This is a genomic window from Streptomyces sp. DSM 40868 (genome assembly GCF_011820545.1).
Taxonomy (GTDB): Bacteria; Actinomycetota; Actinomycetes; order Streptomycetales; family Streptomycetaceae; genus Streptomyces; species Streptomyces eurythermus.
Map to the genome: position 1 here is coordinate 5,767,984 of NZ_CP050504.1, position 21,507 is coordinate 5,789,490.

The 21,507-nt window shown below is 73.0% G+C and carries 18 protein-coding genes and 1 pseudogene; 14 read left to right on the forward strand and 5 right to left on the reverse strand.

From position 1 onward, the window contains the following. From HB370_RS26355 to nudC, 3 genes and pseudogenes are all read left to right on the forward strand, one after another. Positions 1-3,607 (forward strand): annotated as a pseudogene (locus HB370_RS26355) (UvrD-helicase domain-containing protein). A gap of 9 nt (positions 3,608-3,616) precedes the next feature. Then, positions 3,617-5,020: a dipeptidase gene (locus tag HB370_RS26360; RefSeq protein WP_030787845.1), complete on the forward strand. Its 1,404-nt coding sequence runs from the start codon at positions 3,617-3,619 to the stop codon at positions 5,018-5,020. 152 nt (positions 5,021-5,172) lie between these two features. After that, positions 5,173-6,117, forward strand: coding sequence for an NAD(+) diphosphatase (gene nudC, locus HB370_RS26365; protein WP_030787843.1), 945 nt, complete (start codon positions 5,173-5,175; stop codon positions 6,115-6,117). 69 nt (positions 6,118-6,186) lie between these two features. On the opposite strand, the gene HB370_RS26370 is transcribed toward nudC, so the two are convergent. Further along, positions 6,187-6,429, reverse strand: coding sequence for a mycoredoxin (locus HB370_RS26370; RefSeq protein WP_030787841.1), 243 nt, complete (start codon positions 6,427-6,429; stop codon positions 6,187-6,189). A 225-nt stretch (positions 6,430-6,654) separates the two neighbouring features. Here HB370_RS26370 and HB370_RS26375 point away from each other — a divergent pair, with 225 nt between their 5' ends. From HB370_RS26375 to HB370_RS26390, 4 genes are all read left to right on the forward strand, one after another. Then, complete coding sequence (locus HB370_RS26375) at positions 6,655-8,850, forward strand: ATP-dependent DNA helicase UvrD2 (RefSeq protein WP_208974445.1); 2,196 nt, start codon at positions 6,655-6,657, stop codon at positions 8,848-8,850. 164 nt (positions 8,851-9,014) lie between these two features. Further along, complete coding sequence (locus HB370_RS26380) at positions 9,015-9,335, forward strand: hypothetical protein (protein ID WP_030787837.1); 321 nt, start codon at positions 9,015-9,017, stop codon at positions 9,333-9,335. A gap of 173 nt (positions 9,336-9,508) precedes the next feature. Then, the gene (locus HB370_RS26385; RefSeq protein WP_030787835.1) at positions 9,509-9,877 is read left to right on the forward strand and encodes a WhiB family transcriptional regulator; all 369 of its coding nucleotides are present in this window, start codon (positions 9,509-9,511) and stop codon (positions 9,875-9,877) included. Continuing rightward, entirely contained in the window at positions 9,874-10,197 is a 324-nt protein-coding gene (locus HB370_RS26390; protein ID WP_030787833.1) for a hypothetical protein, read from the forward strand. Before HB370_RS26385 ends, HB370_RS26390 begins: the two co-directional genes overlap by 4 nt. A gap of 138 nt (positions 10,198-10,335) precedes the next feature. Here HB370_RS26390 and HB370_RS26395 read toward each other — a convergent pair whose 3' ends face one another. After that, positions 10,336-11,715 carry an AarF/ABC1/UbiB kinase family protein gene (locus tag HB370_RS26395; RefSeq protein ID WP_030787831.1) on the reverse strand — a complete coding sequence of 460 codons (1,380 nt, stop codon included), beginning with the start codon at positions 11,713-11,715 and terminating at the stop codon, positions 10,336-10,338. Beyond that, positions 11,708-12,922, reverse strand: a complete 1,215-nt coding sequence (locus HB370_RS26400; RefSeq protein WP_030787829.1) for a TOMM precursor leader peptide-binding protein — start codon at positions 12,920-12,922, stop codon at positions 11,708-11,710. The genes HB370_RS26395 and HB370_RS26400 overlap by 8 nt, the downstream gene beginning before the upstream one ends. Before the next feature lie 326 nt (positions 12,923-13,248). Between HB370_RS26400 and HB370_RS26405 the strand changes: the two genes are divergently transcribed. The 4 genes from HB370_RS26405 to HB370_RS26420 all read left to right on the forward strand — a co-directional run bounded on the left by HB370_RS26405 (position 13,249) and on the right by HB370_RS26420 (position 17,196). Beyond that, positions 13,249-13,854 carry a M48 family metallopeptidase gene (locus HB370_RS26405; protein WP_030787828.1) on the forward strand — a complete coding sequence of 202 codons (606 nt, stop codon included), beginning with the start codon at positions 13,249-13,251 and terminating at the stop codon, positions 13,852-13,854. Between the two features lie 169 nt (positions 13,855-14,023). After that, positions 14,024-15,730, forward strand: a complete 1,707-nt coding sequence (locus tag HB370_RS26410; protein WP_030787827.1) for a TerD family protein — start codon at positions 14,024-14,026, stop codon at positions 15,728-15,730. Between the two features lie 12 nt (positions 15,731-15,742). Further along, entirely contained in the window at positions 15,743-16,423 is a 681-nt protein-coding gene (locus tag HB370_RS26415) for an AIM24 family protein (protein WP_030787826.1), read from the forward strand. A 17-nt stretch (positions 16,424-16,440) separates the two neighbouring features. Beyond that, positions 16,441-17,196 (forward strand): AIM24 family protein, encoded by a 756-nt coding sequence (locus HB370_RS26420; RefSeq protein ID WP_030787825.1) that lies wholly within the window; start codon positions 16,441-16,443, stop codon positions 17,194-17,196. A gap of 61 nt (positions 17,197-17,257) precedes the next feature. Here HB370_RS26420 and HB370_RS26425 read toward each other — a convergent pair whose 3' ends face one another. Then, complete coding sequence (locus HB370_RS26425; RefSeq protein WP_030787823.1) at positions 17,258-17,779, reverse strand: NUDIX hydrolase; 522 nt, start codon at positions 17,777-17,779, stop codon at positions 17,258-17,260. Then, positions 17,776-19,221, reverse strand: a complete 1,446-nt coding sequence (locus HB370_RS26430) for a zinc-dependent metalloprotease (protein WP_030787821.1) — start codon at positions 19,219-19,221, stop codon at positions 17,776-17,778. The genes HB370_RS26425 and HB370_RS26430 overlap by 4 nt, the downstream gene beginning before the upstream one ends. Before the next feature lie 190 nt (positions 19,222-19,411). Here HB370_RS26430 and HB370_RS26435 point away from each other — a divergent pair, with 190 nt between their 5' ends. From HB370_RS26435 to HB370_RS26445, 3 genes are all read left to right on the forward strand, one after another. Then, positions 19,412-20,524: an SDR family oxidoreductase gene (locus HB370_RS26435; protein WP_030787819.1), complete on the forward strand. Its 1,113-nt coding sequence runs from the start codon at positions 19,412-19,414 to the stop codon at positions 20,522-20,524. 130 nt (positions 20,525-20,654) lie between these two features. Beyond that, positions 20,655-21,113 carry a molybdenum cofactor biosynthesis protein MoaE gene (locus tag HB370_RS26440; protein WP_030787810.1) on the forward strand — a complete coding sequence of 153 codons (459 nt, stop codon included), beginning with the start codon at positions 20,655-20,657 and terminating at the stop codon, positions 21,111-21,113. 198 nt (positions 21,114-21,311) lie between these two features. Next, positions 21,312-21,485: a hypothetical protein gene (locus HB370_RS26445; protein WP_167345758.1), complete on the forward strand. Its 174-nt coding sequence runs from the start codon at positions 21,312-21,314 to the stop codon at positions 21,483-21,485. Positions 21,486-21,507 lie beyond the last annotated feature (22 nt).

Sequence of the window (21,507 nt, forward strand, 5' to 3'; positions counted from 1 at the left end):
ATGTCCGCCCCTCTCACCGACCCCGAGCAGCTCAAGGAGCTCCTCGGCATCCCGTTCACCCCGGAGCAGACGGCCTGCATCACCGCGCCGCCCGCCCCGCAGGTGATCGTGGCCGGCGCCGGGTCGGGCAAGACCACCGTGATGGCGGCCCGCGTGGTCTGGCTGGTCGGCACCGGTCAGGTCGCCCCCGAGCAGGTCCTCGGCCTGACCTTCACCAACAAGGCCGCCGGCGAGCTGGCCGAGCGCGTCCGCAAGGCGCTGATCAAGGCCGGGGTCACCGACGCCGACTCCGTCGACCCCGACAACCCGCCGGGCGAGCCGGTCATCTCGACGTACCACGCCTTCGCCGGCCGGCTGCTCACCGACCACGGCCTGCGCATCGGCCTGGAGCCCAGCTCCCGGCTGCTCGCCGACGCCACCCGCTACCAGCTCGCCGCGCGTGTCCTGCGCGAGGCCCCGGGACCGTACCCGGCGCTGACCCGCTCCTTCGCCGACCTGGTCAGCGACCTGCTCGCCCTCGACTCCGAACTCGCCGAACACCTCGTCGACCCCGAGGAACTGCGCGCCTGGGACGCCGGTCTGCTGCGCACCCTGGAGGGGGCCAAGCTCACCAACGCCGACCTGCGCAAGGTCCCGGAGACGGCCGCCGCCCGCCGGGAACTCGCCGACCTCGTCCAGCGCTACCGAGCCGAGAAGCGACGGCGGGACCTGCTCGACTTCGGCGACCAGATCGCCCTGTCGGCCCGCCTCGCCGGCATCCCCGAGGTGGGCCGCCTGCTGCGCGAGGAGTTCCGCGTGGTCCTCCTGGACGAGTACCAGGACACCTCCGTGGCCCAGCGCGTCCTGCTGGCCGGCCTGTTCGGCGGCGGCACCGGCCACCCGGTGACCGCCGTCGGCGACCCCTGCCAGGCCATCTACGGCTGGCGCGGCGCCTCCGTCGCCAACCTGGACGACTTCCCCGACCACTTCCCGGGCGCCGACGGGCGGCCGGCCGCCCGGCAGGCACTGAGCGAGAACCGCCGCAGCGGCGGGCGCCTGCTCGACCTCGCCAACGGCCTCGCCGCGCCCCTGCGCGCCATGCACGCGGGCGTGGAGGCCCTTCGCCCGGCGCCCGGCGCCGAGTACGACGGCACGGTCCGCTGCGCCCTGCTGCCCACCCACGCCGAGGAGATCGACTGGATCGCCGACTCCCTCGCCCACCTCGTGCGCACCGGCACGCCACCCGGCGAGATCGCCGTCCTGTGCCGGACCGCGACCGACTTCGCCGAGATCCAGGGCGCCCTGGTCGCCCGGGACATCCCCGTCGAGGTGGTCGGCCTGTCCGGGCTGCTGCACCTGCCCGAGATCGCCGACCTCGTCGCCGTCTGCGAGGTCCTCCAGGACCCCGGCGCCAACGCCGCCCTGGTGCGCCTGCTGACCGGACCGCGCTGGCGCATCGGCCCCCGCGATCTCGCCCTGCTGGGCCGCCGGGCCCGCCTGCTGGTCGCCCACGCGCGCGTGGACGCCGCCGACGACCCCGACCGCCGGCTCGCGGCGGCCGTCGAGGGCGTCGACCCGGCCGAGGTGATATCGCTAGCCGACGCCCTGGACACCTTCCTGGAAACGCCGGCCGAGGGCTACGGGGACGACGACGGGCTGCCGTTCTCGGCGGACGCGCGCGTGCGCTTCGCCCATCTCGCCGCCGAGCTGCGCGACCTGCGCCGCTCGCTGTCCGACCCGCTGATGGACGTCCTGCACCGCGTCCTCGCCGTCACCGGCCTCGAAGTGGAGCTGTCGGCGTCACCGCACGCGCTGGCCGCCCGGCGCCGCGAGACCCTGTCCAACTTCCTGGACATCGCCGCGTCCTTCGCCGCCGGCGACGGCGAGGCCACCCTCCTGGCCTTCCTCGGCTTCCTGCGCACCGCCGCCCAGTACGAGAAGGGGCTCGACAACGCGCTGCCCGGCGGCGAGAACACCGTCAAGGTGCTCACCGCGCACAAGTCCAAGGGCCTGGAGTGGGACGTCGTGGCCGTCCCCGGACTCGTCACCGGCACCTTCCCCAGCGCCCAGGGCCGCGAGAAGTGGACCGCCCAGGCCAAGGTGCTGCCGCACGCCCTGCGCGGCGACACCGACACCCTGCCCGACGTCGACAGCTGGGACGCGCGCGGCATGAAGTCCTTCCACGAGGCCATGAAGGACCACCAGCACACCGAGGAGCTGCGCCTCGGCTACGTCACCTTCACCCGCCCCCGCTCGCTCCTGCTCGGCTCCGGCCACTGGTGGGGACCCAGCCAGAAGAAGAAGCGCGGCCCCTCCGACTTCCTGAAGGCCCTGTACGACCACTGCGCCGCCGGGTACGGCGAGATCGAGGCGTGGGCGGAGGAGCCCGCCGAGGACGCGGAGAACCCGGCCCTGCACACGGCCGGCGCCGACCAGGTGTGGCCGCTCCCGCTGGACGCCGGCGCGCTGGCCCGTCGCCGCGCCGCCGCCCGGACCGTCCTCGCCCACCTGGACGCCCTTGCCGCGAGCCCCGGGGGCCCCGGCCCGGCCCTGCACGACCCCGCCGGCGACGAACACCCGGACTGGCCCGCACCACCGGACGACGACCCGTACGAGGACCTGTACGGCGAGGAGCCGTACGACGCCCCGTACGACGAGGAGCCTTACGAAGACTCCTACGGCGACCCGTACGACGGTGATCCGTATGAGCACGCCCCCCACGAGGACGATCTGCCGCCCTACGGCGACGAGCCCGGCGGTGACGAGGAGCAGCCCTACGGCCCAGGAACCGGCGACCCCACCGGTCTGGTCCCGCACCAGGCGTCCGCCCCGCAGGACGGCCCCCGGTCCGCCGCGCCGCGGCCCGGCACCGGCCTCACCCCGGAGGAGGCCCGCACCATCGCCTCCTGGGACCGTGACCTGGACGCGCTCACCGGAGAGCTGCTGCGCGCCCGGCAGGCCGTCACCGAGGTCCCCCTGCCCGCCACGCTCACCGCGTCCCAGCTGCTGCGGCTCGCCGAGGACCCCGACGGGCTCGCGCAGGAACTCGCGCGCCCCATGCCGCGCCCCCCGCAACCGGCCGCGCGCCGGGGCACCCGGTTCCACGCCTGGGTCGAGGCCCGCTTCGAGGAACTGACCCTGCCCCTGCTGGAGCCCGACGAGCTGCCCGGCGGCGACGCCGAGATCGCCGACGAACACGACCTGGAAGCCCTGAAGGAGGCCTTCGAACGCACCGAGTACGCCCGGCGCACGCCCTACCGGGTGGAAGCCCCCTTCCAGATCACCCTGGCCGGCCGCGTCATCCGGGGCCGCATCGACGCCGTCTACAAAAACGGCGACGGCGACGAGGCGACGTACGAGATCCTCGACTGGAAGACCGGCCGCACCCGCACCGCCGACCCGCTCCAGCTCGCCGTGTACCGCCTCGGCTGGGCCGAGCAGCACGGCGTCCCGCCCGAGTCGGTCACGGCCGCCTTCCTGTACGTGCGCACCGGCGAGGTCGTACGCCCCGAGGGCCTGCCGGACCGGGCCGCGCTGGAGCGGCTGCTCACGGGTGAGACGGAGAGCACACGGGAGGCGACCTGAGTGTGACGAACCGCCCGCCGAGGTTGTCGGTGCGGGCCGATAGGCTCGGAGCATGAGCCAGACCCCGGACAGCGCCGTCCGCACGTACATCGAGCAGCACCGCGCCGCCTTCCTCGACGACCTCGCCGCGTGGCTGCGCATCCCCTCCGTGTCGGCCCGGCCCGATCACGCGCCCGACGTACGGCGCAGCGCCGACTGGCTCGCCGGCAAGCTCCAGGACATCGGCTTCCCCACCGTGGAGGTCTGGCAGACCCCGGGCGCCCCCGCCGTCTTCGCCGAGTGGCCCTCGGACGACCCGCATGCCCCGACGGTCCTGGTCTACGGCCACCACGACGTCCAGCCCGCCGCCCGTGAGGACGGCTGGGACAGCGACCCCTTCGAGCCGGTCGTGCGCGACGGCCGCCTTTACGCGCGCGGGGCGGCCGACGACAAGGGCCAGGTGTTCTTCCACACACTCGGCCTCCGCGCCCACCTCGCCGCGACCGGCCGCACCGCGCCGGCCGTCGGCCTCAAGCTGCTGATCGAGGGCGAGGAGGAGTCCGGCTCCCCGCACTTCCGGGCGCTGGTGGAGGAGCGGGCGGGACGGCTCGCCGCCGACGCCGTGATCGTCTCCGACACCGGCATGTGGTCCGAGGACACCCCGACCGTGTGCACCGGCATGCGCGGCCTGGCGGAGTGCGAGATCCGGTTCCACGGACCGGACCAGGACATCCACTCCGGCTCCTTCGGCGGTGCCGTGCCCAACCCGGCCACCGCCGCCGCCCGCCTGGTCGCCGCCCTGCACGACGAGCACGGGCGCGTGGCGGTACCCGGCTTCTACGACGGCATCGTGGAGCTGACCGACCGCGAGCGCGAGCTGTTCGCCGAGCTGCCCTTCGACGAGGAGAGCTGGCTGCGCACGGCCAAGTCGTACGCCACGCACGGCGAGGCCGGTTACACCACCCTGGAGCGCGTCTGGGCCCGGCCCACCGCCGAGGTCAACGGCATAGGCGGCGGTTATCAGGGCCCCGGCAGCAAGACGATCATCCCGTCCACGGCCATGGTGAAGCTGTCGTTCCGACTGGTCGCCGGCCAGGACCGGGACCACATCGAGAAGGCCGTCCGTGCCTGGGCCGCCGAGCAGGTGCCCGCCGGCATCCGGTGCGAGATCCTCTTCGGCTCCGCCACGCGCCCGTGCCTGACCCCGCTCGACCACCCCGCGCTGCGGTCCGTGGCCCGCGCCATGGGCCGCGCCTTCGAGAAACCGGTCCGCTTCACCCGCGAGGGCGGCTCCGGACCCGCCGCCGACCTCCAGGAAGTCCTCGGCGCGCCGGTGCTCTTCCTGGGCATCTCCGTCCCGTCCGACGGCTGGCACGCTCCCAACGAGAAGGTCGAGCTGGACCTCCTCCTCAAGGGCGTCGAGACCAGCGCCTACCTATGGGACGACCTGGCCCGGAACTGGCGCACCGCGCCCTGACCGGTCGGCGCCGTACGGAAGGGCACCGCGCGCGGGGCACACTGGAAGGACCGTCCCGCCCGCCCCGCCCGCGCCCGACCCGGTGCCCTCCCGCCCACGTCCCGCCGAACCGACCGCCGCAAACCGCTGTACTGGGGGAGTTGGAAGCACACGTGACCACCTGGACCGACCACACAGCCGACCGACCCATCTCGCTGACCGCCCCGAGCGGCATCGACCGCGCCGCCCACCACCGGCTGGACGAGGCCTGGCTCGCGGCGGCGTGGAGCCACCCCACGACCCGCTGTTTCGTGGTCTCCGGCGGCCAGGTGCTCATCGACGAGACGCCGGACGGCCGGACCGAACTCGTCATGACGCCGTCGTTCGAGGCGCCGCTCACCGAGGCACACCGCTACTTCCTCGGCATCGACGAGGAGGGCGTCAGCTACTTCGCGCTGCAGAAGGACTCGCTGCCCGGCCGGATCGACCAGTCCGCGCGCCCGGCGGGCCTGCGGGAGGCCGGGCTGCTGCTGTCGCCGCGCGACGCCGGGCTCATGGTGCACGCCGTCGGCCTGGAGAACTGGCAGCGCACCCACCGCTTCTGCTCCCGCTGCGGTGAGCGCACGGTCATCGCGGCGGCCGGCCACATCCGCCGCTGCCAGGCCTGTGGCGCCGAGCACTACCCGCGCACCGACCCGGCCGTGATCATGGCGGTGACGGACGAGGAGGACCGCATCCTGCTCGGCCGGCAGGTCCACTGGCCTGAGGGCCGCTTCTCCACGCTCGCCGGGTTCGTCGAGCCGGGCGAGTCCATCGAGCAGGCGGTGCGCCGTGAGGTGTGCGAGGAGGTCGGCGTCACCGTCGGCCCGGTCGAGTACGTCGCCAGCCAGCCCTGGCCCTTCCCGTCCAGCCTGATGCTGGGCTTCATAGCCCGCGCCACGTCCACCGAGATCGACGTCGACGGCGACGAGATCCACGAGGCGCGCTGGTTCTCCCGGGAGGAGCTGGACGCGGCTTTCGAGTCCGGCGAGGTGCTGCCGCCCTACGGCATCTCCATCGCGGCCCGGCTGATCGAGATGTGGTACGGCAAGCCCCTGCCGACCCGCGGCTTCGTGTGACACGTGAAGGGCGGCCCCGGTCCTGCCGGGGCCGCCCTTCACGTCGGTCGCGGCGCGAACCGCCGAGCGTTATGCGGCGAGCTTCTGCTTCACCTGGGCCAGCGACGGGTTCGTCAGCGTGGTGCCGTCCGGGAAGAGTACGGTCGGGACCGTCTGGTTGCCGCCGTTCGCCTTCTCCACGAAAGCGGCGGACTCGGGGTCCTGCTCGATGTTGATCTCGCTGTACGCGATGCCCTCCCGGTCCAGCTGGCTCTTCAGCCGCCGGCAGTAGCCACACCACGTCGTGCTGTACATCGTCACAGTGCCCTGCATCTCTTTCGCTCTCCTCGCACGGCTCGGAAAATCTCGTCGTGAAGGAGAACGCGGGCGGGCGGAACCTCATTCCCGGGCGGGGTATGACCCCCGGCCCTCGCCGCGCGCGGTCGGTGTGATGCCTGCCGCATCAGTACGACGATCAGCCTGTAATCAGTACGACTGTCAGCCCCCGCCTGTGGACAACTCGCACAGCCGTCCCGGGCGACCTGGCAGCATGGCGGTGTGACAGCAGCAACGCATTCCACCCTCTTCCCGCGGGTACCGGAGTCGCCCGACGCGGTGCTCGAAGGGCTCGACCCCGAGCAGCGCGAGGTGGCCACCGCCCTGCACGGGCCGGTGTGCGTGCTGGCCGGAGCGGGCACGGGCAAGACCCGGGCGATCACCCACCGCATCGCCTACGGGGTTCGCGCCGGCATCCTGCAGCCGTCCAGCGTGCTCGCCGTCACCTTCACCGCCCGCGCCGCCGGAGAGATGCGCGGCCGGCTGCGCCAGCTCGGCGCCCAGGGCGTCCAGGCCCGCACCTTCCACTCCGCCGCCCTGCGCCAGCTCCAGTACTTCTGGCCGAAAGCGATCGGCGGCTCCATGCCCCGGCTGGTGGACCGCAAGATCCAGCTGGTGGCCGACGCGGCCGCCTCCTTGGGCACCCGCCTCGACCGCAACGAGCTGCGGGACGTGACCGCCGAGATCGAATGGTCCAAGGTCACCCAGACCGTCCCCGCCGACTATCCGTACGCGGCTGCGAAGGCCGGCCGGGAGGCCCCGCGCGACCCGGCCGAGATCGCCCACCTCTACGCCGCCTACGAGGACCTCAAGCGCGACCGCGCGGTGATCGACTTCGAGGACGTCCTGCTGCTGACCGTCGCCGTCCTCCAGGACCGGCACGACATCGCCGAACAGGTCCGCGCGCAGTACCAGCACTTCGTCGTGGACGAGTACCAGGACGTCAGCCCCCTCCAGCAGCGGCTGCTGGACCTGTGGCTCGGCGACCGGGACAACCTGTGCGTCGTGGGCGACGCCAGCCAGACGATCTATTCGTTCACCGGAGCAACCCCCGATCATCTGCTCGACTTCCGTGTCCGGCACCCCGGAGCCACGGTCGTGAAGCTGGTCCGTGACTACCGCTCTACCCCTCAGGTGGTGCGCCTCGCCAACGGCCTGCTCGCCCAGGCGAAGGGCCGCGCCGCCGGACACCGGCTGGAACTCGTCTCCCAGCGTCCCCCGGGACCCGAGCCCGTCTACACCGAGTACACCGACGAGCCCGCCGAGGCCGAGGGTGCCGCCCGGCGCATCCGCGAACTGATCGACGCCGGCGTCCCCGCCGCCGAGATCGCCGTGCTGTTCCGCACGAATTCCCAGTCCGAGACCTACGAGCAGGCGCTGGCCGACGCCGGGGTCCCCTACCAGCTGCGCGGAGCCGAGCGCTTCTTCGACCGGCCAGAGGTCCGCAAGGCCGGCGTCGCCCTGCGCGGTGCGGCCCGCTTCGGCGGCAACGACTCCCTGCTGGACGACGCCGTGGACCTGCCCTCGCAGGTGCGGGCGGTGCTGTCCGGCGAGGGCTGGACCACCGAGCCGCCGGCCGGCTCCGGCGCCGTCCGGGAGCGCTGGGAATCCCTGGCCGCCCTGGTCGGTCTCGCCCACGACCTCGCCGCCGCCCGGCCCACGGCCACCCTCGCCGACTTCGTCGCCGAACTGGACGAGCGGGCGAACGCCCAGCACGCCCCGACCGTCCAGGGCGTCACCCTCGCCTCTCTGCACGCCGCCAAGGGCCTGGAGTGGGACGTCGTCTTCCTGGTCGGCGTCGCCGAGGGCATGATGCCCATCACCTACGCCCGCACGGACGAGCAGATCGAGGAGGAGCGCCGGCTGCTCTACGTCGGCGTCACCCGCGCCCGGGAACGCCTCCATGTCTCCTGGGCCCTGTCCCGCTCGCCCGGCGGACGCCCCAACCGCAGACCGAGCCGCTTCCTGGACGGCCTGCGCCCCGGCACCACCCCCACCGTCGGACACACCGGCGCCGGCACGGGCGGCGGAGTCGAGCGCGGGTTCACCGCCGGTGCCGTCGCCGCCCCCCGGCGCACCCAGCGCACCCCCGCCCGCTGCCGGGTCTGCGGCCGCACGCTCACCGACGCGGGCGAGATGAAGCTGATGCGCTGCGCGGACTGCCCCTCGGACATGGACGAAGGGCTCTACGAGCGGCTGCGCGAGTGGCGGGCGGTCCAGGCCGAGCGCAGCGGCCAGCCGGACTTCTGTGTCTTCACGGACCGCACGCTCATGGCCATCGCGGAAGCCTGCCCGGAGACCTCCGCCGAACTCGCCCGCATCCCTGGTGTCCTCAGCCGCAAGCTACGCACCTACGGTGCCGATGTTCTGGCCATCTGTGCAGGTCAGGAGCCTGATGGGGCCGACGGGGACGACTGAGGGGAACTCGTCGAAAAAATAGTTTGCGCATGCCCCGGCAATCCCCATAGGTTCTAGGCACGGAAGCAGCGGCCTTCTCGAAGGCCCCGGTTCCGTGTTGTACTTGCATATCCGAGCGGACTGGTTCACTCCAGTCCCTGAGACGCCGAGAGGAGGCGAGTCCAGTGATCAGCATCAACTTCAGCACCATCAGCACGGCCAAACTGACCGATCGCTCGGCCGTCTCCGCGTGCATGCTCGGCGCCTCGAACCAGGGCACCGGTCTGTCCGGCATCCCTGCCGTGCGTCCGGCGTCCTCCGTCGCCCCCGCGGGCCTTCCCGTCCGCGAGCGCGATGAGCGACCGAGCAAGGCACTGGAAGCGGTAGTGGCACAGGCGCACGCCTATGCCTTTGCGGCGGCCGGTGCCGGATTCCGGAAGCAGACGACGCAGCACCACCTGATGTGGGCCTTCCGTGGGCCAGAACCCTGGAGTGATCCAGCCTGATCGCCGATCAGGCCGGCGCCTTCAGGGCCGCGGAACCCCATCCGGGATCCGCGGCCCTTCTGTTTGTCCCGAACGGGACGGCGGAGCGAAGGGGCCTCGGGACAAGAAAAGAACCCGGTACCAAGCCGACACCCGGTCAACCGGCCGGAACGAACAGACGAGGAAGACCGATCGTGCAACTCGAAGCGCACGCCCCGTCCGTACCGCCTTCGCAAACGATCCCCCCGCCCGGCCTCACGGAGGACTCCACCTTGACCCCCCTCACCGCGCTCACCGCGCTCGACGACGCCATCGAGAACCTCGGCGTAGCCGTACCCTGCCGCTCCTACGACCCGGAGGTCTTCTTCGCCGAGTCGCCCGCGGACGTGGAGTACGCCAAGTCCCTGTGCCGCACCTGCCCGCTGATCGAGGCATGCCTCGCCGGAGCCAAGGAGCGGCGCGAGCCCTGGGGCGTCTGGGGTGGCGAGCTGTTCGTCCAGGGTGTCGTCGTCGCCCGGAAGCGGCCGCGCGGCCGCCCGCGGAAGAACCCGGTCACGGCATGAACACCGCAGGAACAATCGACCGCCCCCTCACGCACGACCCCAAGAAGCAGGCCCCGATGAAGCCGTCCACCAGCGAGCCCGCCGGCTCCGCGATCCCAGACTCCACCAACACCGGCGCGACTGAAGCGCGCCAGAACAGGAACCGTGAGATGCAACTCATGCAAGAAGCCCTGGCTCGCGCGCATATGCACGACCGGCTTCATGACGCCGTACGGGAACGCCGGGCCATGCGCCTGGCGGTCGCCCAGCGGATGCAGCGCCGGGCCGAGCGCGCCTCGCTGCGCGCGCGCCGCGCGCTCGCCATGGCCGTCATGCAGTGATGAACACCTGAGCAGCGGTGGCCTCCCGGACCCGGGAGGCGAAGCTCCCCGCGGGGGCCGGTCCGGCCGAACGGACCGGCCCCCGCGGCGCGTCGCGCCCCGCCGGGAAGCCCGCTCCGAACCCCCGGGCGCGCCGGGTCACGCCCCCGCCGCGGATTCCTCCTCGTCCGGGCCGGCCTCGGCCGCACCGGTCGCGAAGCCCGGCAGCCACTCCTCCAGTTCGTCCCGCAGCCGGACCGTGGCACCCAGCTGGCACAGGACCCCAATGGTGCTGAGGGTCACCCGGTGTATCAGCAGATAGGCCGGCGGCAGATTGAGCCGCTTGCCGAGCTGGTAGGCGGGTGAGCGGGGGTCGGCGATGCGGGCGGCCTGGCCGCGCATCCAGGAACGGGTGAAGGTGAACGCGTCCACCCGGGCCGGCTCGATGATCGGCAGCAGGTAGTCCAGGACCGCCTCCGGGTCCAGCTCGATGGTCTCCTTCACGAACCCCTCCGCGCAGAGCAGTTCGTAGACCGTCTCCGCCTCGCCGTCCAGGGTCATCCGCAGGGAGACGCCGATCGGGGTCGGCAGACCGCCGGGAAGCCGGTCGACCGTGCCGAAGTCCAGCACGCCCAGGCGCCAGTCGTCCTCCCCGCCCGGGCCGCCGGGCAGCAGCCGGAAGTTGCCCGGGTGCGGATCGGCGTGCAGCAGGCCGGTGCGCGCCGGGCCCGAGAAGAGGAAGCGGGCCAGCAGCTGACCGGCCCGGTCGCGCTGTTCCTCGGTGCCGTCCGCGATGATCTCCGACAGCGGGATGCCGTCGATCCACTCGGTCACCAGGACCTGCTCGCACTGGTGCACCACCGCCGGGACGACCACGTCCGGGTCACCGGCGAACTCCCGCGCGTGCACGGCCTGGGCCTCGGCCTCCAGGCCGTAGTCCAGTTCCTCGGAGACCCGGTCCCGCAACTCCGCGATCAGCGGCTTGATGTCCATGCCCGGGATCAGCGGACCCAACAGCCGGGCGAAGCGGCTCAGTTGGCCGAGATCGGACAGGAGCGCCTCACCGGCACCCGGGTACTGCACCTTGACCGCCACCTCGCGGCCGTCGTGCCACACCGCCCGGTGCACCTGGCCGATCGAGGCCGCGGCGGCCGGCTTGTCCTCGAACTCCTCGAACAGCTCCCGCCAGTCCGCGCCCAGCCGCTCCTCGAGCACCGCGTGCACCGTGCGGGTCGGCATCGGCGGGGCGGCCTCCTGGAGCTTGGTCAGGGCCGCCCGGTAGGGGCCGGCGACCTCCTCCGGCAGCGCCGACTCGAAGACGGACAGGGCCTGCCCGAACTTCATCGCACCGCCCTTCAGCTCGCCGAGCACCTTGAACAACTGCTCCGCCGTGCGCTGTTGCAGCTCGCGGCCGACCAGCTCCGCGGACTCGCCCACGATCCGCTTGCCCAGCCCCCAGGTCGCCCGGCCGGCGAAGCCGAGCGGGAGCGCGGCGAGCTTGGCGGTACGGGTGACCGCCTTCCGGGGAAGATCAGACATGCGCCCTCCAGGTCCCAGTCGGCCGTGCCGCGCCTGCTTGGCGTTGTCGCTCCGTCGACGGCCGTTGCACCGCCATTGTCTCGCGCCGCCCGCCGTCGGTTGAGGAGCGCTCCCGTTCACCTCTCCTCGCCGCACCGCAGCCGCACTCCGGATGCGGCCGGACCGGGCGGGCGCGCCAGTCCAGGCCGGGCAGACAGACCTCCCAGCGGGTGCCCGCGCCGGCCGGTGACCGTCCGTCCAGGAAGGCCAGGGCATGGGCCGCGGCGAGACCGGCCACCGTCGTGGCCAGGGCCAGGTCGCAGGCCCCGATCCGGCGGGTCCGGCCGGAGCGCCACTGGGTGACCAGCCGGGGCCAGACCGGATCCCGGTCCCGGCGGCCCAGGTCCAGACATCCGGCGCAGGCCGACTCGCCCGGCAGGACCAGCGGACCGACGACGCCCGTGCCCTCCACCACACCGGCGTACAGATGGGGTGTGCCGGAGGCCAGGAGCGGTTCGGCGGCGCACGGGTCCGGGGCGTGCACGGCGATGTCCTCCCGGGGCGCGAGGATCACCAGGGAGAAGCCCGGGTCGCCGGCGCCCGACCCCGGGCGGTGGGCATGGCGCGGCGGGCGCCCGGGTGCGGAGCGGCGGACGGCGGCCCGCGCCGCCGCGTCCCGGCGGTCGCCGAGCGACTCGGCGGTCAGCCCGCCCGGCGCCAGGTCCCACGGTTCCACGCGGCCCACGTCGTGCACGTCGACCTCGCCCACACCGGCGCCCGCCAGCACCGACGCCAGCAGGGCGCCGACCCGGCCCGCGCCCCGCACCCGGACCCGCAGCGCGCGCCGGGCGGCGAGCCGGGCCGGTGCGCCACCGGGCTCGGGTGTGAGGAGGGACAGCGAGGCCAGGTCGGGGCGCAATCGGTCGAGGACATCCGTCTTCTCCCGCAGCGCGTCCGCGGCCGGACCGCCGCCACGGGCGTCGTCGACGAGACCCGCCCGGGCCAGCCGGGCCACCAGGGTGTCGACCCGGGCGGCCGGCACCCCCGCCCGGCCGCTCTCCGCGCGCAGCGAGGCCAGCCCGCGGGTGCCGTCGAGCAGCTTCAGCAGGCCCTCCGTCGCCGGGTCCACCGGGCCCAGCGTCACCGCGTGCGCCGGGGTCATCCCGAACTGCACGGTGCCGCGGTCGCGCCAGCCGCGCCGCAGCGCGGGCTTCACCATCGGATGCATGCCAGACCCCCGTACCTGTCGAAAAGACCCATGAGCCGAAAGCGGAGAAGAGTGGAAGGGAGACGCGGACCGCGCCTTCGCCGGTGGCCCGGTCCCGATCCGCCGACGCCTGCCAGCATGCCCGGGCCCGCCGCCGGGCGCCGAAAGTTATCCACAGGCGGACGGGTCAGTCGTACAAATCGGGCGTGCCGCCGGGCGGCAGTGGGCTGAACATGGGCAAACAAGATCGGCGGAGCGGTCGTACGAATCAAACACATGGTGGGGGATCGGCGGGGAACCGTCCCGGAGCCGGGACTTTGCCCTCGCCCACCGGGTAACGTCGGGGCGTGCCCGCCGACCCTCTGTACCGCGCCGGTGAACCACAGCGCAGCACGACGACCCAGCCGCCCGGCGGCTCGGGGGCGAGCGCGATCGAGGTCCGCAGGAGCGCCCGGCGCCGTCGGACGGTCTCCGCGTACCGCGAGGGCGACCGCACCGTCGTACTGATCCCCGCCCGGATGTCCAAGGCGGAGGAACAGCGCTGGGTGACCGTCATGCTCGACAAACTCGCCGCCCAGGAGAGCAGGAAGATACTGGGCGACGCCGAGCTGGCCGAGCGCGCCGAGCGGCTGTCGGCCCAGTACTTCGCCGGCCGCGCCCGGCCCGCCTCCGTGCGCTGGGTCACCAACCAGAACACCCGCTGGGGTTCGTGCACCCCCGCCGAGGGCAGCATCCGGCTCTCGCACCGCCTCCAGGGGATGCCGGAGTACGTCGTGGACTACGTGCTCTGCCACGAGCTGGCGCATCTGCTGGTCCCCGGGCACGGCCCCGACTTCTGGCGGCTGCTGGAGGCCTATCCGCGGACCGAGCGGGCCCGCGGCTATCTGGAAGGGGTCGTCGCGGCCGCACGGCTGCCCCATGTGCCCGGCGCGCGCGGCGAACAGAACGCCTGACACCCTGCCCGCCGGCGCCCTTGACGCACCGGCGGCCCAGGTGTGTCCGCGGTCGTATGTGATTGTGTACCGGCTCTGTACCGACCAGGACCCTTCGGCGGCACTGTCGGTCTTTGCCGTTAGCCTGGCGCGACGCACTCACACTCGGGATGGGGGACGGTCGTAACGCATGGCCAGGGAATTCCAACGCGGCCACAAGGCCAGGATCAGTGACCTCACGCTGGGCACGGATCTGTACGTAGGCGTGCAGATCTCGGCTCCCGGTCTGACCTTCGACATCAGCTGCTTCGGCCTGGACGCCGACGAACGGCTCTCGGACGACCGGTACTTCGTCTTCTTCAACCAGCCGAAGTCGCCCGAGGAGTCGATCCAGCTGCTGGGCGCGCAGGCGGGCGACACCGAGTCCTTCCGGGTCACCCTCGACCGGATCCCCTCCCAGATCCGCAAGCTGTCCTTCACGGCGACCATCGACGGCGCCGGCCAGATGTCGCAGATAGCCCCCGGGTACCTGCGCATCGTGGCGGGCGGCGAGGAGGTCGCGCGGTACTCCTTCGACGGCTCCGAGTTCTCCACCGAGCGGGCCGTGATGCTCGGTGACTTCTACTTCAAGGACGGATGGCGGTTCGCCGCGGTCGGACAGGGCTTCGACGGCGGCCTGGAGGCGCTGCTGAAGAACTTCGGCGGCGAGGTGCTGGAGGAGGAGGCCCCCGCCGCCCCGCAGCAGCCACAGCAACCGCAGCCCGGCGCGGTCCCCGGCTTCGCCCCGCCCGCGTTCGCCGCACCGCCGGCCCAGGCGACCCCGCAGCCCGCCCCTGCCCCGGCCCCGCAAGCTGCGCCCGCCCCGGCCCCGCAGCCCGCTCCCGCCCCGCAGGGCTTCGCCCCGCCGCCCGGCCACACTCCGCCCCCGGCCCCGGCTCCCGCGCCGAACGTGCACGTCGCCCCCACGGTCGTCGCCCCCCTGACCCCGCCCGGCGGCACCGTTCCCCCGCCGGCCGCGCCCGTGACCCCCGCCCCCACGGCTCCCGCGCCCTACGGCCAGCCGCCCCAGCAGCCGTCGTACGGCGGCCAGCCGAGCGCGCCGATGCCCCCCGGATACGGCCAGCCGCCCGCTCCCTACGGCGCCGGCCAGCCCGCCCCGCCCATGCCGCCGGGCTACGGACAGGCACCCGGCCGGCCCGCCGCCTACGAAGTGCCGCAGGGCGCACCCCAGGGCGGTGCCGGCGTGACGGCCGCGCTCCAGGCGTTCAAGGAGACGCCGACCGGGCAGCGCTGGACGCAGCAGAACAAGACGCTCGTCCGCGTCGACCTCGGCATCGCAGGGCAGCCGGTGCTGGCCCGGCAGGGCAGCATGGTGCTCTACCAGGGCAAGGTCGACTTCGGCTACAAGGGCGCCGGTTTCATGGGCCGCGTCGTGGGCAACGCCACCGGCCAGGAGATGCAGCTCATGCGCTGTTCCGGGCAGGGCCAGGTCTTCCTCGCCGAGAACTCCGCCCACCTGCACCCCGTCGAGCTCCAGGGCGACGCGATCTGCGTGTCCGCGGAGAACGTCCTCGCCTTCGACGAGAGCCTGAGCTACGAGGTCCGCCGGATCGAGGGCCACGGCATCCCCGGCGGCGCGCTGTTCACTATGCAGTTCCAGGGCACCGGCACCATCGTCGTCAAGACGCACGGCACTCCCGTGGTGCTGCCGGTCACGCCGACCACCTTCGCCGACTGCAACGCCGTCGTCGCCTGGTCGGCCGGCTCCCAGGTGATCGTCTCCAGCCAGGTCCGCATGCGCCGCAACGCCTACCCGGGCGACACCGGCGAGAGCGTCAACCTCCAGTTCCGGGGCGCGCCCGGCAACTTCATCGTCGTCCAGCCGTACGAGGTCTAAAGGGAGCCCGTCATGAACCAGCCGCTCGCGGGCTTCGCCCCCGCACCCGTCACCGCCCGCATGGAGAACCACGGCAACCACATGCTGAAGGTCGCCCTGCAGACCGGCAACGACCTCCTCGCGCGCGTGGGGTCGATGGTCGCCTACGAGGGTTTCATCCAGTACGAGCCCAACCCGCCGGCCGTCCGCCAGATCGCCCGCGACTGGGCCACCGGCGAGGGCGCGCCGCTGATGAAGTGCTCCGGTGACGGCCTGCTCTACCTCGCCGACTACGGCGCCGATGTCGTCGTGATCAACCTCAACGGCGACGGCATCTCCGTCAACGCCACCAACCTCCTCGCCTTCGACGCCCATCTGAGCTGGGGCGTGGAGCGCGTCAAGGGGCTCGCGAAGTTCGCCGGGCAGGGTCTGTGGAACACGCGGATCTCCGGGCAGGGCTGGGTCGCGCTGACCTCCCGGGGCACGCCGATCGTCGTGGACTGCGGGGGCGGTGAGGACGAGACGTACGTCGATCCGGACGCGCTCGTCGCCTGGTCACCGAACCTGAAGGTGAAGGGCAAGCGCAGCTTCAAGGCGCAGTCGCTGATCGGCCGGGGCAGCGGCGAGGCCTACCAGATGGCCTTCTCCGGACAGGGCATCGTCGTCGTCCAGCCCAGCGAGGACAGCACCGACCGCCTCCGGGTCCGGGGCTGAGGGGGAGCCAGAACACCATGCAGAGCCCGCTTTTCGCGCACAACGACCTCCAGACCCAGGAGCGCTGGAGCCTGCAGAACGCGCAGATGCTCCGGATCACCCTGGACGGCCACGACGACCTCCTCGCCCGCAAGGGCACCATGGTCGCCTACCAGGGGATGGTCGAGTTCGACGCCGAGTACCAGGGCAACCGGCAGGCACGCGCGCGTGCGCGCACCGGCGAGGGCCTGGACCTGATGCGCTGCCACGGCCAGGGCACGGTCTACCTCGCCAACCTCGCCCAGCACGTGCACATCATGGACATCGAGCAGGACGGCCTGACCGTCGACAGCTCCTACGTCCTCGCCATGGACTCCTCGCTGCACTACGAGGTCGTCGCCGTCGACAGCCTGTACGGCATCTCCGGCTCCGGGAAGTACCAGCTCAACATCACCGGGCGCGGCAGGGTCGCCCTGATGACCTCGGGCGCCCCGCTGCTGATGCGGGTCACGCCCGACAAGTACGTCAACTGCGACGCCGACGCGATCGTCGCCTGGTCCACCGGGCTGCGGGTGCAGATGCAGGCCCAGACGCACTCCTCCGGGGTGTGGCGCCGGCGCGGCAACACCGGTGAGGGCTGGGAGCTGAGCTTCATGGGCTCCGGGTTCGCGCTCGTCCAGCCCAGCGAGCTGCTGCCGCCGCAGAACGCCGTGATCGGGCAGGGCCTCGCCGCCCAGTTCGGCATGGGCCAGCAGGGGGCGCGCGGCCAGAACCAGGGCAACGTCTGGAGCTGAGCCGGAGACGGGTAAGGGGCGACCGCCGGGCGGACGCCCCTTACAACCCGCCGGACACCCGTCAGAGCCGGGCGCGCGTGGCCTCCAGCAGACGCACGACCGACTCGTCGGCCACCCCGGCCACCTCGTCGTAGCCGAACCAGCGCAGGTCCAGGGACTCCTCGCTGATCTCCTGCACTGCGCCGGGCGGGGCCAGGACCGCGTACTGCACGTCGAAGTGCCAGTTGCAGGGCGCCGGGATCGGATGCCGGTCCAGCCGCACCGGGCCGCCGGGCAGCAGGGTCAGTCCCGCGATCCCGGACTCCTCCGTCGCCTCCCGCAGGGCCGCCGCCTCGAGCGTCGGGTCGCCCGGCTCGCAGTGACCGCCCATCTGGAGCCACATCCGCAGCTTCCGGTGCAGCGTGAGCAGCACCCGGCCGCGCCCGGGGTCGACGACCAGGGCACTGGCCGTGACATGACCGGCGTCACATGCCTTCCACATGCCGTCCGGACGGTCCGCCAGGTGGTCCAGGTACGACTGGCGCAGCTCCTCCTGGCCCTCGTACCCCTTCAGGACCAGGACCGCGTCGTCGTAGAGGCTCACTCGGTGTCGTCGCCCTTGGTCTCGTCGTCGTCCTTCTTGCGCAGGTCGGGCTTGTCGTGACCGCCGCCCGCCGCCTCACCGAGCATTTTGTCCAGCTCGGAGAAGTCCAGCTGCTCGCGGTGCACGAAACCGTCCGGGTCGTCCAGGTCGGTCGCGGTCGGCAGCATGTCCGGGTGGGCCCACAGGCCGTCCCGGCCGTCGACCCCGCGCGCGTCCGTGAGCGAGGCCCACAGCCGGGAGGCGTCGCGCAGCCGGCGCGGACGCAGCTCCAGGCCGATCAGCGTGGCGAACGTCTGCTCCGCCGGGCCGCCGGTCGCGCGCCGGCGGCGCAGCGTCTCGCGCAGCGCGTCGGCGGACCCCAGACGCGGCTTCGCGGCGGCGTGCACCACCGCGTCCACCCAGCCCTCCACGAGCGCCAGAGCGGTCTCCAGACGGGCCAGGGCCGCCTTCTGCTCGGGCGTGTCCTCCGGCTGGAACATGCCCTGCTGGAGCGCGTCCTGCAGCTGCTCGGGGTTCTGCGGGTCGAACTGGCCGACCACGTCCTCCAGCTTGGCCGTGTCGACCTTGATGCCGCGCGCATAGCCGTCGACCGCGCCGAACAGGTGCGAGCGCAGCCACGGCACGTGCGCGAACAGCCGCTGGTGGGCGGCCTCGCGCAGGGCGAGATAGAGCCGCACCTCCTCCTGCGGCACGCCCAGGTCCTTGCCGAACGCCTCCACGTTGGCCGGGAGCAGGGCCGCCTTGCGGGCCGGGCCCAGCGGCAGGCCGATGTCGGTGGAGCCGACGACCTCACCCGCGAGCACGCCCACGGCCTGCCCGATCTGCGTGCCGAACATGGCGCCGCCCATCGACCGCATCATGCCGATCAGCGGGCCCGCCATGGCCTGCATCTCCTCCGGCAGCACGTCGCCCATCGCCGCGCCGACCCGCTCGGCGACCGGGTCGACCAGCTCCCGCCAGGCGGGCAGGGTCGCCTCGACCCACTCCGCCCGCGACCAGGCCACCGCCGAGGCGGAACCCGACGGCAGGGACGTCGCGTCGTCCAGCCACAGGTCGGCCAGGCGGACGGCCTCCTCCACGGCCCGGCGCTCGGCCGCGCCGACGCTGGCGTCCTTCGTGCCGTTCGGCGCGCCCTGGGCGACCGTCTGGCGGGCGATCTGCTTGGCCATGTCCCAGTTCACCGGCCCGCCCTCGTACGAGAGCATCTGCCCGAGCTGCTGGAAGGCCGCGCCCAGGTCGCTGGGGTTCAGGGAACCGAACATGGCAGCGAACGGGTTGTCCGCGCCGGGGCCGCCAAAGCCGCCGGCTCCGGGCAGGCCGCCGAAACCGAACGGATTCGCCGGTCCCTGCCCACCACCGCTCTGCTGGTCCTTCTTCTTGCCCTCGTCGCCGTCCTCCGGCTCCTCCGGCGGAAGGCCGAAACCGAATGGGGTGTCACTCACGGGATTCCTCGGCTGGTAAGGCCACCGGTTCTTCCGGCGGCGCGGCTGCCCGACAACACCACCCAGCGTAGACACCCGGACCCGATCGGGCCTCGGTGCTTCGCCTGCGGAAGGCCTGCGGCAGGATGGATGCACCTGGTACGTACGCGTCACTCGCGCGCGTACTGAAGACAACCGCTGGAGACGCCCGGTGAGTTCCCCAGATCCGCAGGTTCGCGCAGCGCGAAACCGTTCAACCTCTTCCGCCGTGCGCGGACCCGTCGTCGCGGTGACCGGCGCGGCCGGCGGGGTCGGCGCCCTGCTCACCGAGCGGCTCGCCGCCTCCGACGAGATCAAGGAGGTCGTCGCCATCGACGAGCGGCGCGGCGAGTGCGCCGAGGCCCGGTGGCACATCCTCGACGTGCGCGACCCGGCGATCGCGGACAAGCTGCGCGGCACCGACGTGGTCGTCCACCTCGCCCTCGACCTCGATCTGGAGACCGACCCGGCGGCGCGCACGGCCTACAACGTGCGGGGAACCCAGACGGTGCTGACGGCCGCCGCGGCGGCCGGTGTGCGCCGCGTGGTGCTGTGCACCTCGGCGATGGTCTACGGCGCGCTGCCGGACAACGAGCTGCCCCTGTCGGAGGACGCCGAGCTGCGCGCCACCGCCGAGGCGACCGGGGTCGGGGACCTGCTGGAGATCGAGCGGCTGGCGCGGCGCGCCCCGCGCGCGCATCCGGGGCTGAACGTCACGGTGGTCCGGCCGGCCGTCCTGGTCGGCGGCACCGACACCGCGCTGACCAGGTACTTCGAGTCGCCGCGGCTGCTGGTGGTGGCCGGATCGCGGCCCGCGTGGCAGTTCTGCCACGTCGAGGACCTGTGCAGCGCCCTGGAGTACGCCGTGCTGGAGAAGGTCGACGGGGAACTGGCCGTCGGCTGCGACGGGTGGCTGGAGCAGGAGGAGGTCGAGGAGCTCAGCGGGATCCGGCGCATGGAGCTGCCGTCGGCGGTCGCCCTCGGCGCGGCGGCCCGGCTGCACCGGATCGGGCTCACCCCCTCCCCGGCGGGGGACCTGGCCTACACCATGTACCCCTGGGTGGTCAGCGGCAGCCGGCTGCACGACGCCGGCTGGCGGCCGAAGTGGACCAACGAGGAGGTGCTGGCCGAGCTGCTGGAGGAGGTGTCCGGGCGGCGCACGGTCGCCGGGCGGCGGCTGGGCCGCAAGGACGCGACGGCGGCCGGGGCGGCGGGGGCGACCGTCGCCCTGCTGGGCGCGGCGGCCGTCGTACGGCGGGCCCGGAAGGCCCGGCGGCGGGTCTGAGGCGCGGCGGCACGCCCCTGGTCCGCGAGGGCCGGCGGCAAGCCTCTGTAGAAGCCTCCAAACCGTCCACGCGCGCGTGCTGCGGAAAGCCGTATTCCCCGATGTCGGACCCGTGGGGCACGATGGGCGCATGGCACTCACGAACGACCACCCGGGCGAGCGGGCGGCCGAGAACCCCGTCAAGCTGATCGCCGTCCGGGAGACACCGCTCTCCGTGGACGAGGTCTTCCGCGCCGTCGGGGACGCCGCGGCCGGGGGCATCGCGCTGTTCGTGGGCACCGTGCGCGACCACGACGGCGGCGCGGACGTGGACGCCCTCGGCTACTCCTGCCACCCCAGCGCCGAGGCCGAGATGCGGCGGATCGCCGAGAAGGTCGCCGCCGACCATCCCGTGCGGGCGCTGGCCGCCGTCCACCGGGTGGGTGATCTGCGGGTCGGTGACCTCGCCGTGGTCGTCGCCGTGGCCTGCCCGCACCGGGCGGAGGCCTTCGACGCCTGCCGCAAGCTGATCGACGACCTCAAGCACGAGGTGCCCATCTGGAAGCACCAGAAGTTCTCCGACGGAACCGAAGAGTGGGTCGGCGCGTAGCGCCGTCGTTGAGGGGTGGTGGTCGGGCGACGGGAGGGCGGGTCGGTGCCTGTCGATATTCCGGGTCGCGCCCCCCTTCACACCCGACACACCCCCCTCTCCGCTTGCGTAACCGGCACCCTCGCGTGAGCGTTGTCCGTGCGGATGGTTAATCTGCTGATCAGTCAGTTGCGGACGCTCATGGCGTAGGAGGTCGGCATGGGGGTGCTTGTCTGGCTGCTGATTCCGCTGGTGGCCGCGGTCGGTGGCGGACTGTGGGGCAGTTGGGCCAACCGGACCCGCAAGGTGCGCGGCGACGGCCCCGAGCTGGACGGATACGCCCGGTTCCGCGAGGCCATGGAGAAGCCCCGGCCGGGCGCGCGCGGCGCCTGAAGAAGGGTGCCCTGACGGCGTG

What these genes read in the sequence shown, in the direction of transcription:
- HB370_RS26420 (WP_030787825.1), top strand. Translation starts at nt 16,441, where the DNA reads ATGCAGAGCCCGCTTTTCGCGCACAACGACCTCCAGACCCAGGAGCGC.
- HB370_RS26445 (WP_167345758.1), top strand. Translation starts at nt 21,312, where the DNA reads ATGGGGGTGCTTGTCTGGCTGCTGATTCCGCTGGTGGCCGCGGTCGGT.
- HB370_RS26370 (WP_030787841.1), bottom strand. Translation starts at nt 6,429, where the DNA reads ATGCAGGGCACTGTGACGATGTACAGCACGACGTGGTGTGGCTACTGC.
- HB370_RS26415 (WP_030787826.1), top strand. Translation starts at nt 15,743, where the DNA reads ATGAACCAGCCGCTCGCGGGCTTCGCCCCCGCACCCGTCACCGCCCGC.
- HB370_RS26390 (WP_030787833.1), top strand. Translation starts at nt 9,874, where the DNA reads ATGAACACCGCAGGAACAATCGACCGCCCCCTCACGCACGACCCCAAG.
- HB370_RS26410 (WP_030787827.1), top strand. Translation starts at nt 14,024, where the DNA reads ATGGCCAGGGAATTCCAACGCGGCCACAAGGCCAGGATCAGTGACCTC.
- HB370_RS26400 (WP_030787829.1), bottom strand. Translation starts at nt 12,922, where the DNA reads ATGCATCCGATGGTGAAGCCCGCGCTGCGGCGCGGCTGGCGCGACCGC.
- HB370_RS26395 (WP_030787831.1), bottom strand. Translation starts at nt 11,715, where the DNA reads ATGTCTGATCTTCCCCGGAAGGCGGTCACCCGTACCGCCAAGCTCGCC.
- HB370_RS26440 (WP_030787810.1), top strand. Translation starts at nt 20,655, where the DNA reads ATGGCACTCACGAACGACCACCCGGGCGAGCGGGCGGCCGAGAACCCC.
- HB370_RS26360 (WP_030787845.1), top strand. Translation starts at nt 3,617, where the DNA reads ATGAGCCAGACCCCGGACAGCGCCGTCCGCACGTACATCGAGCAGCAC.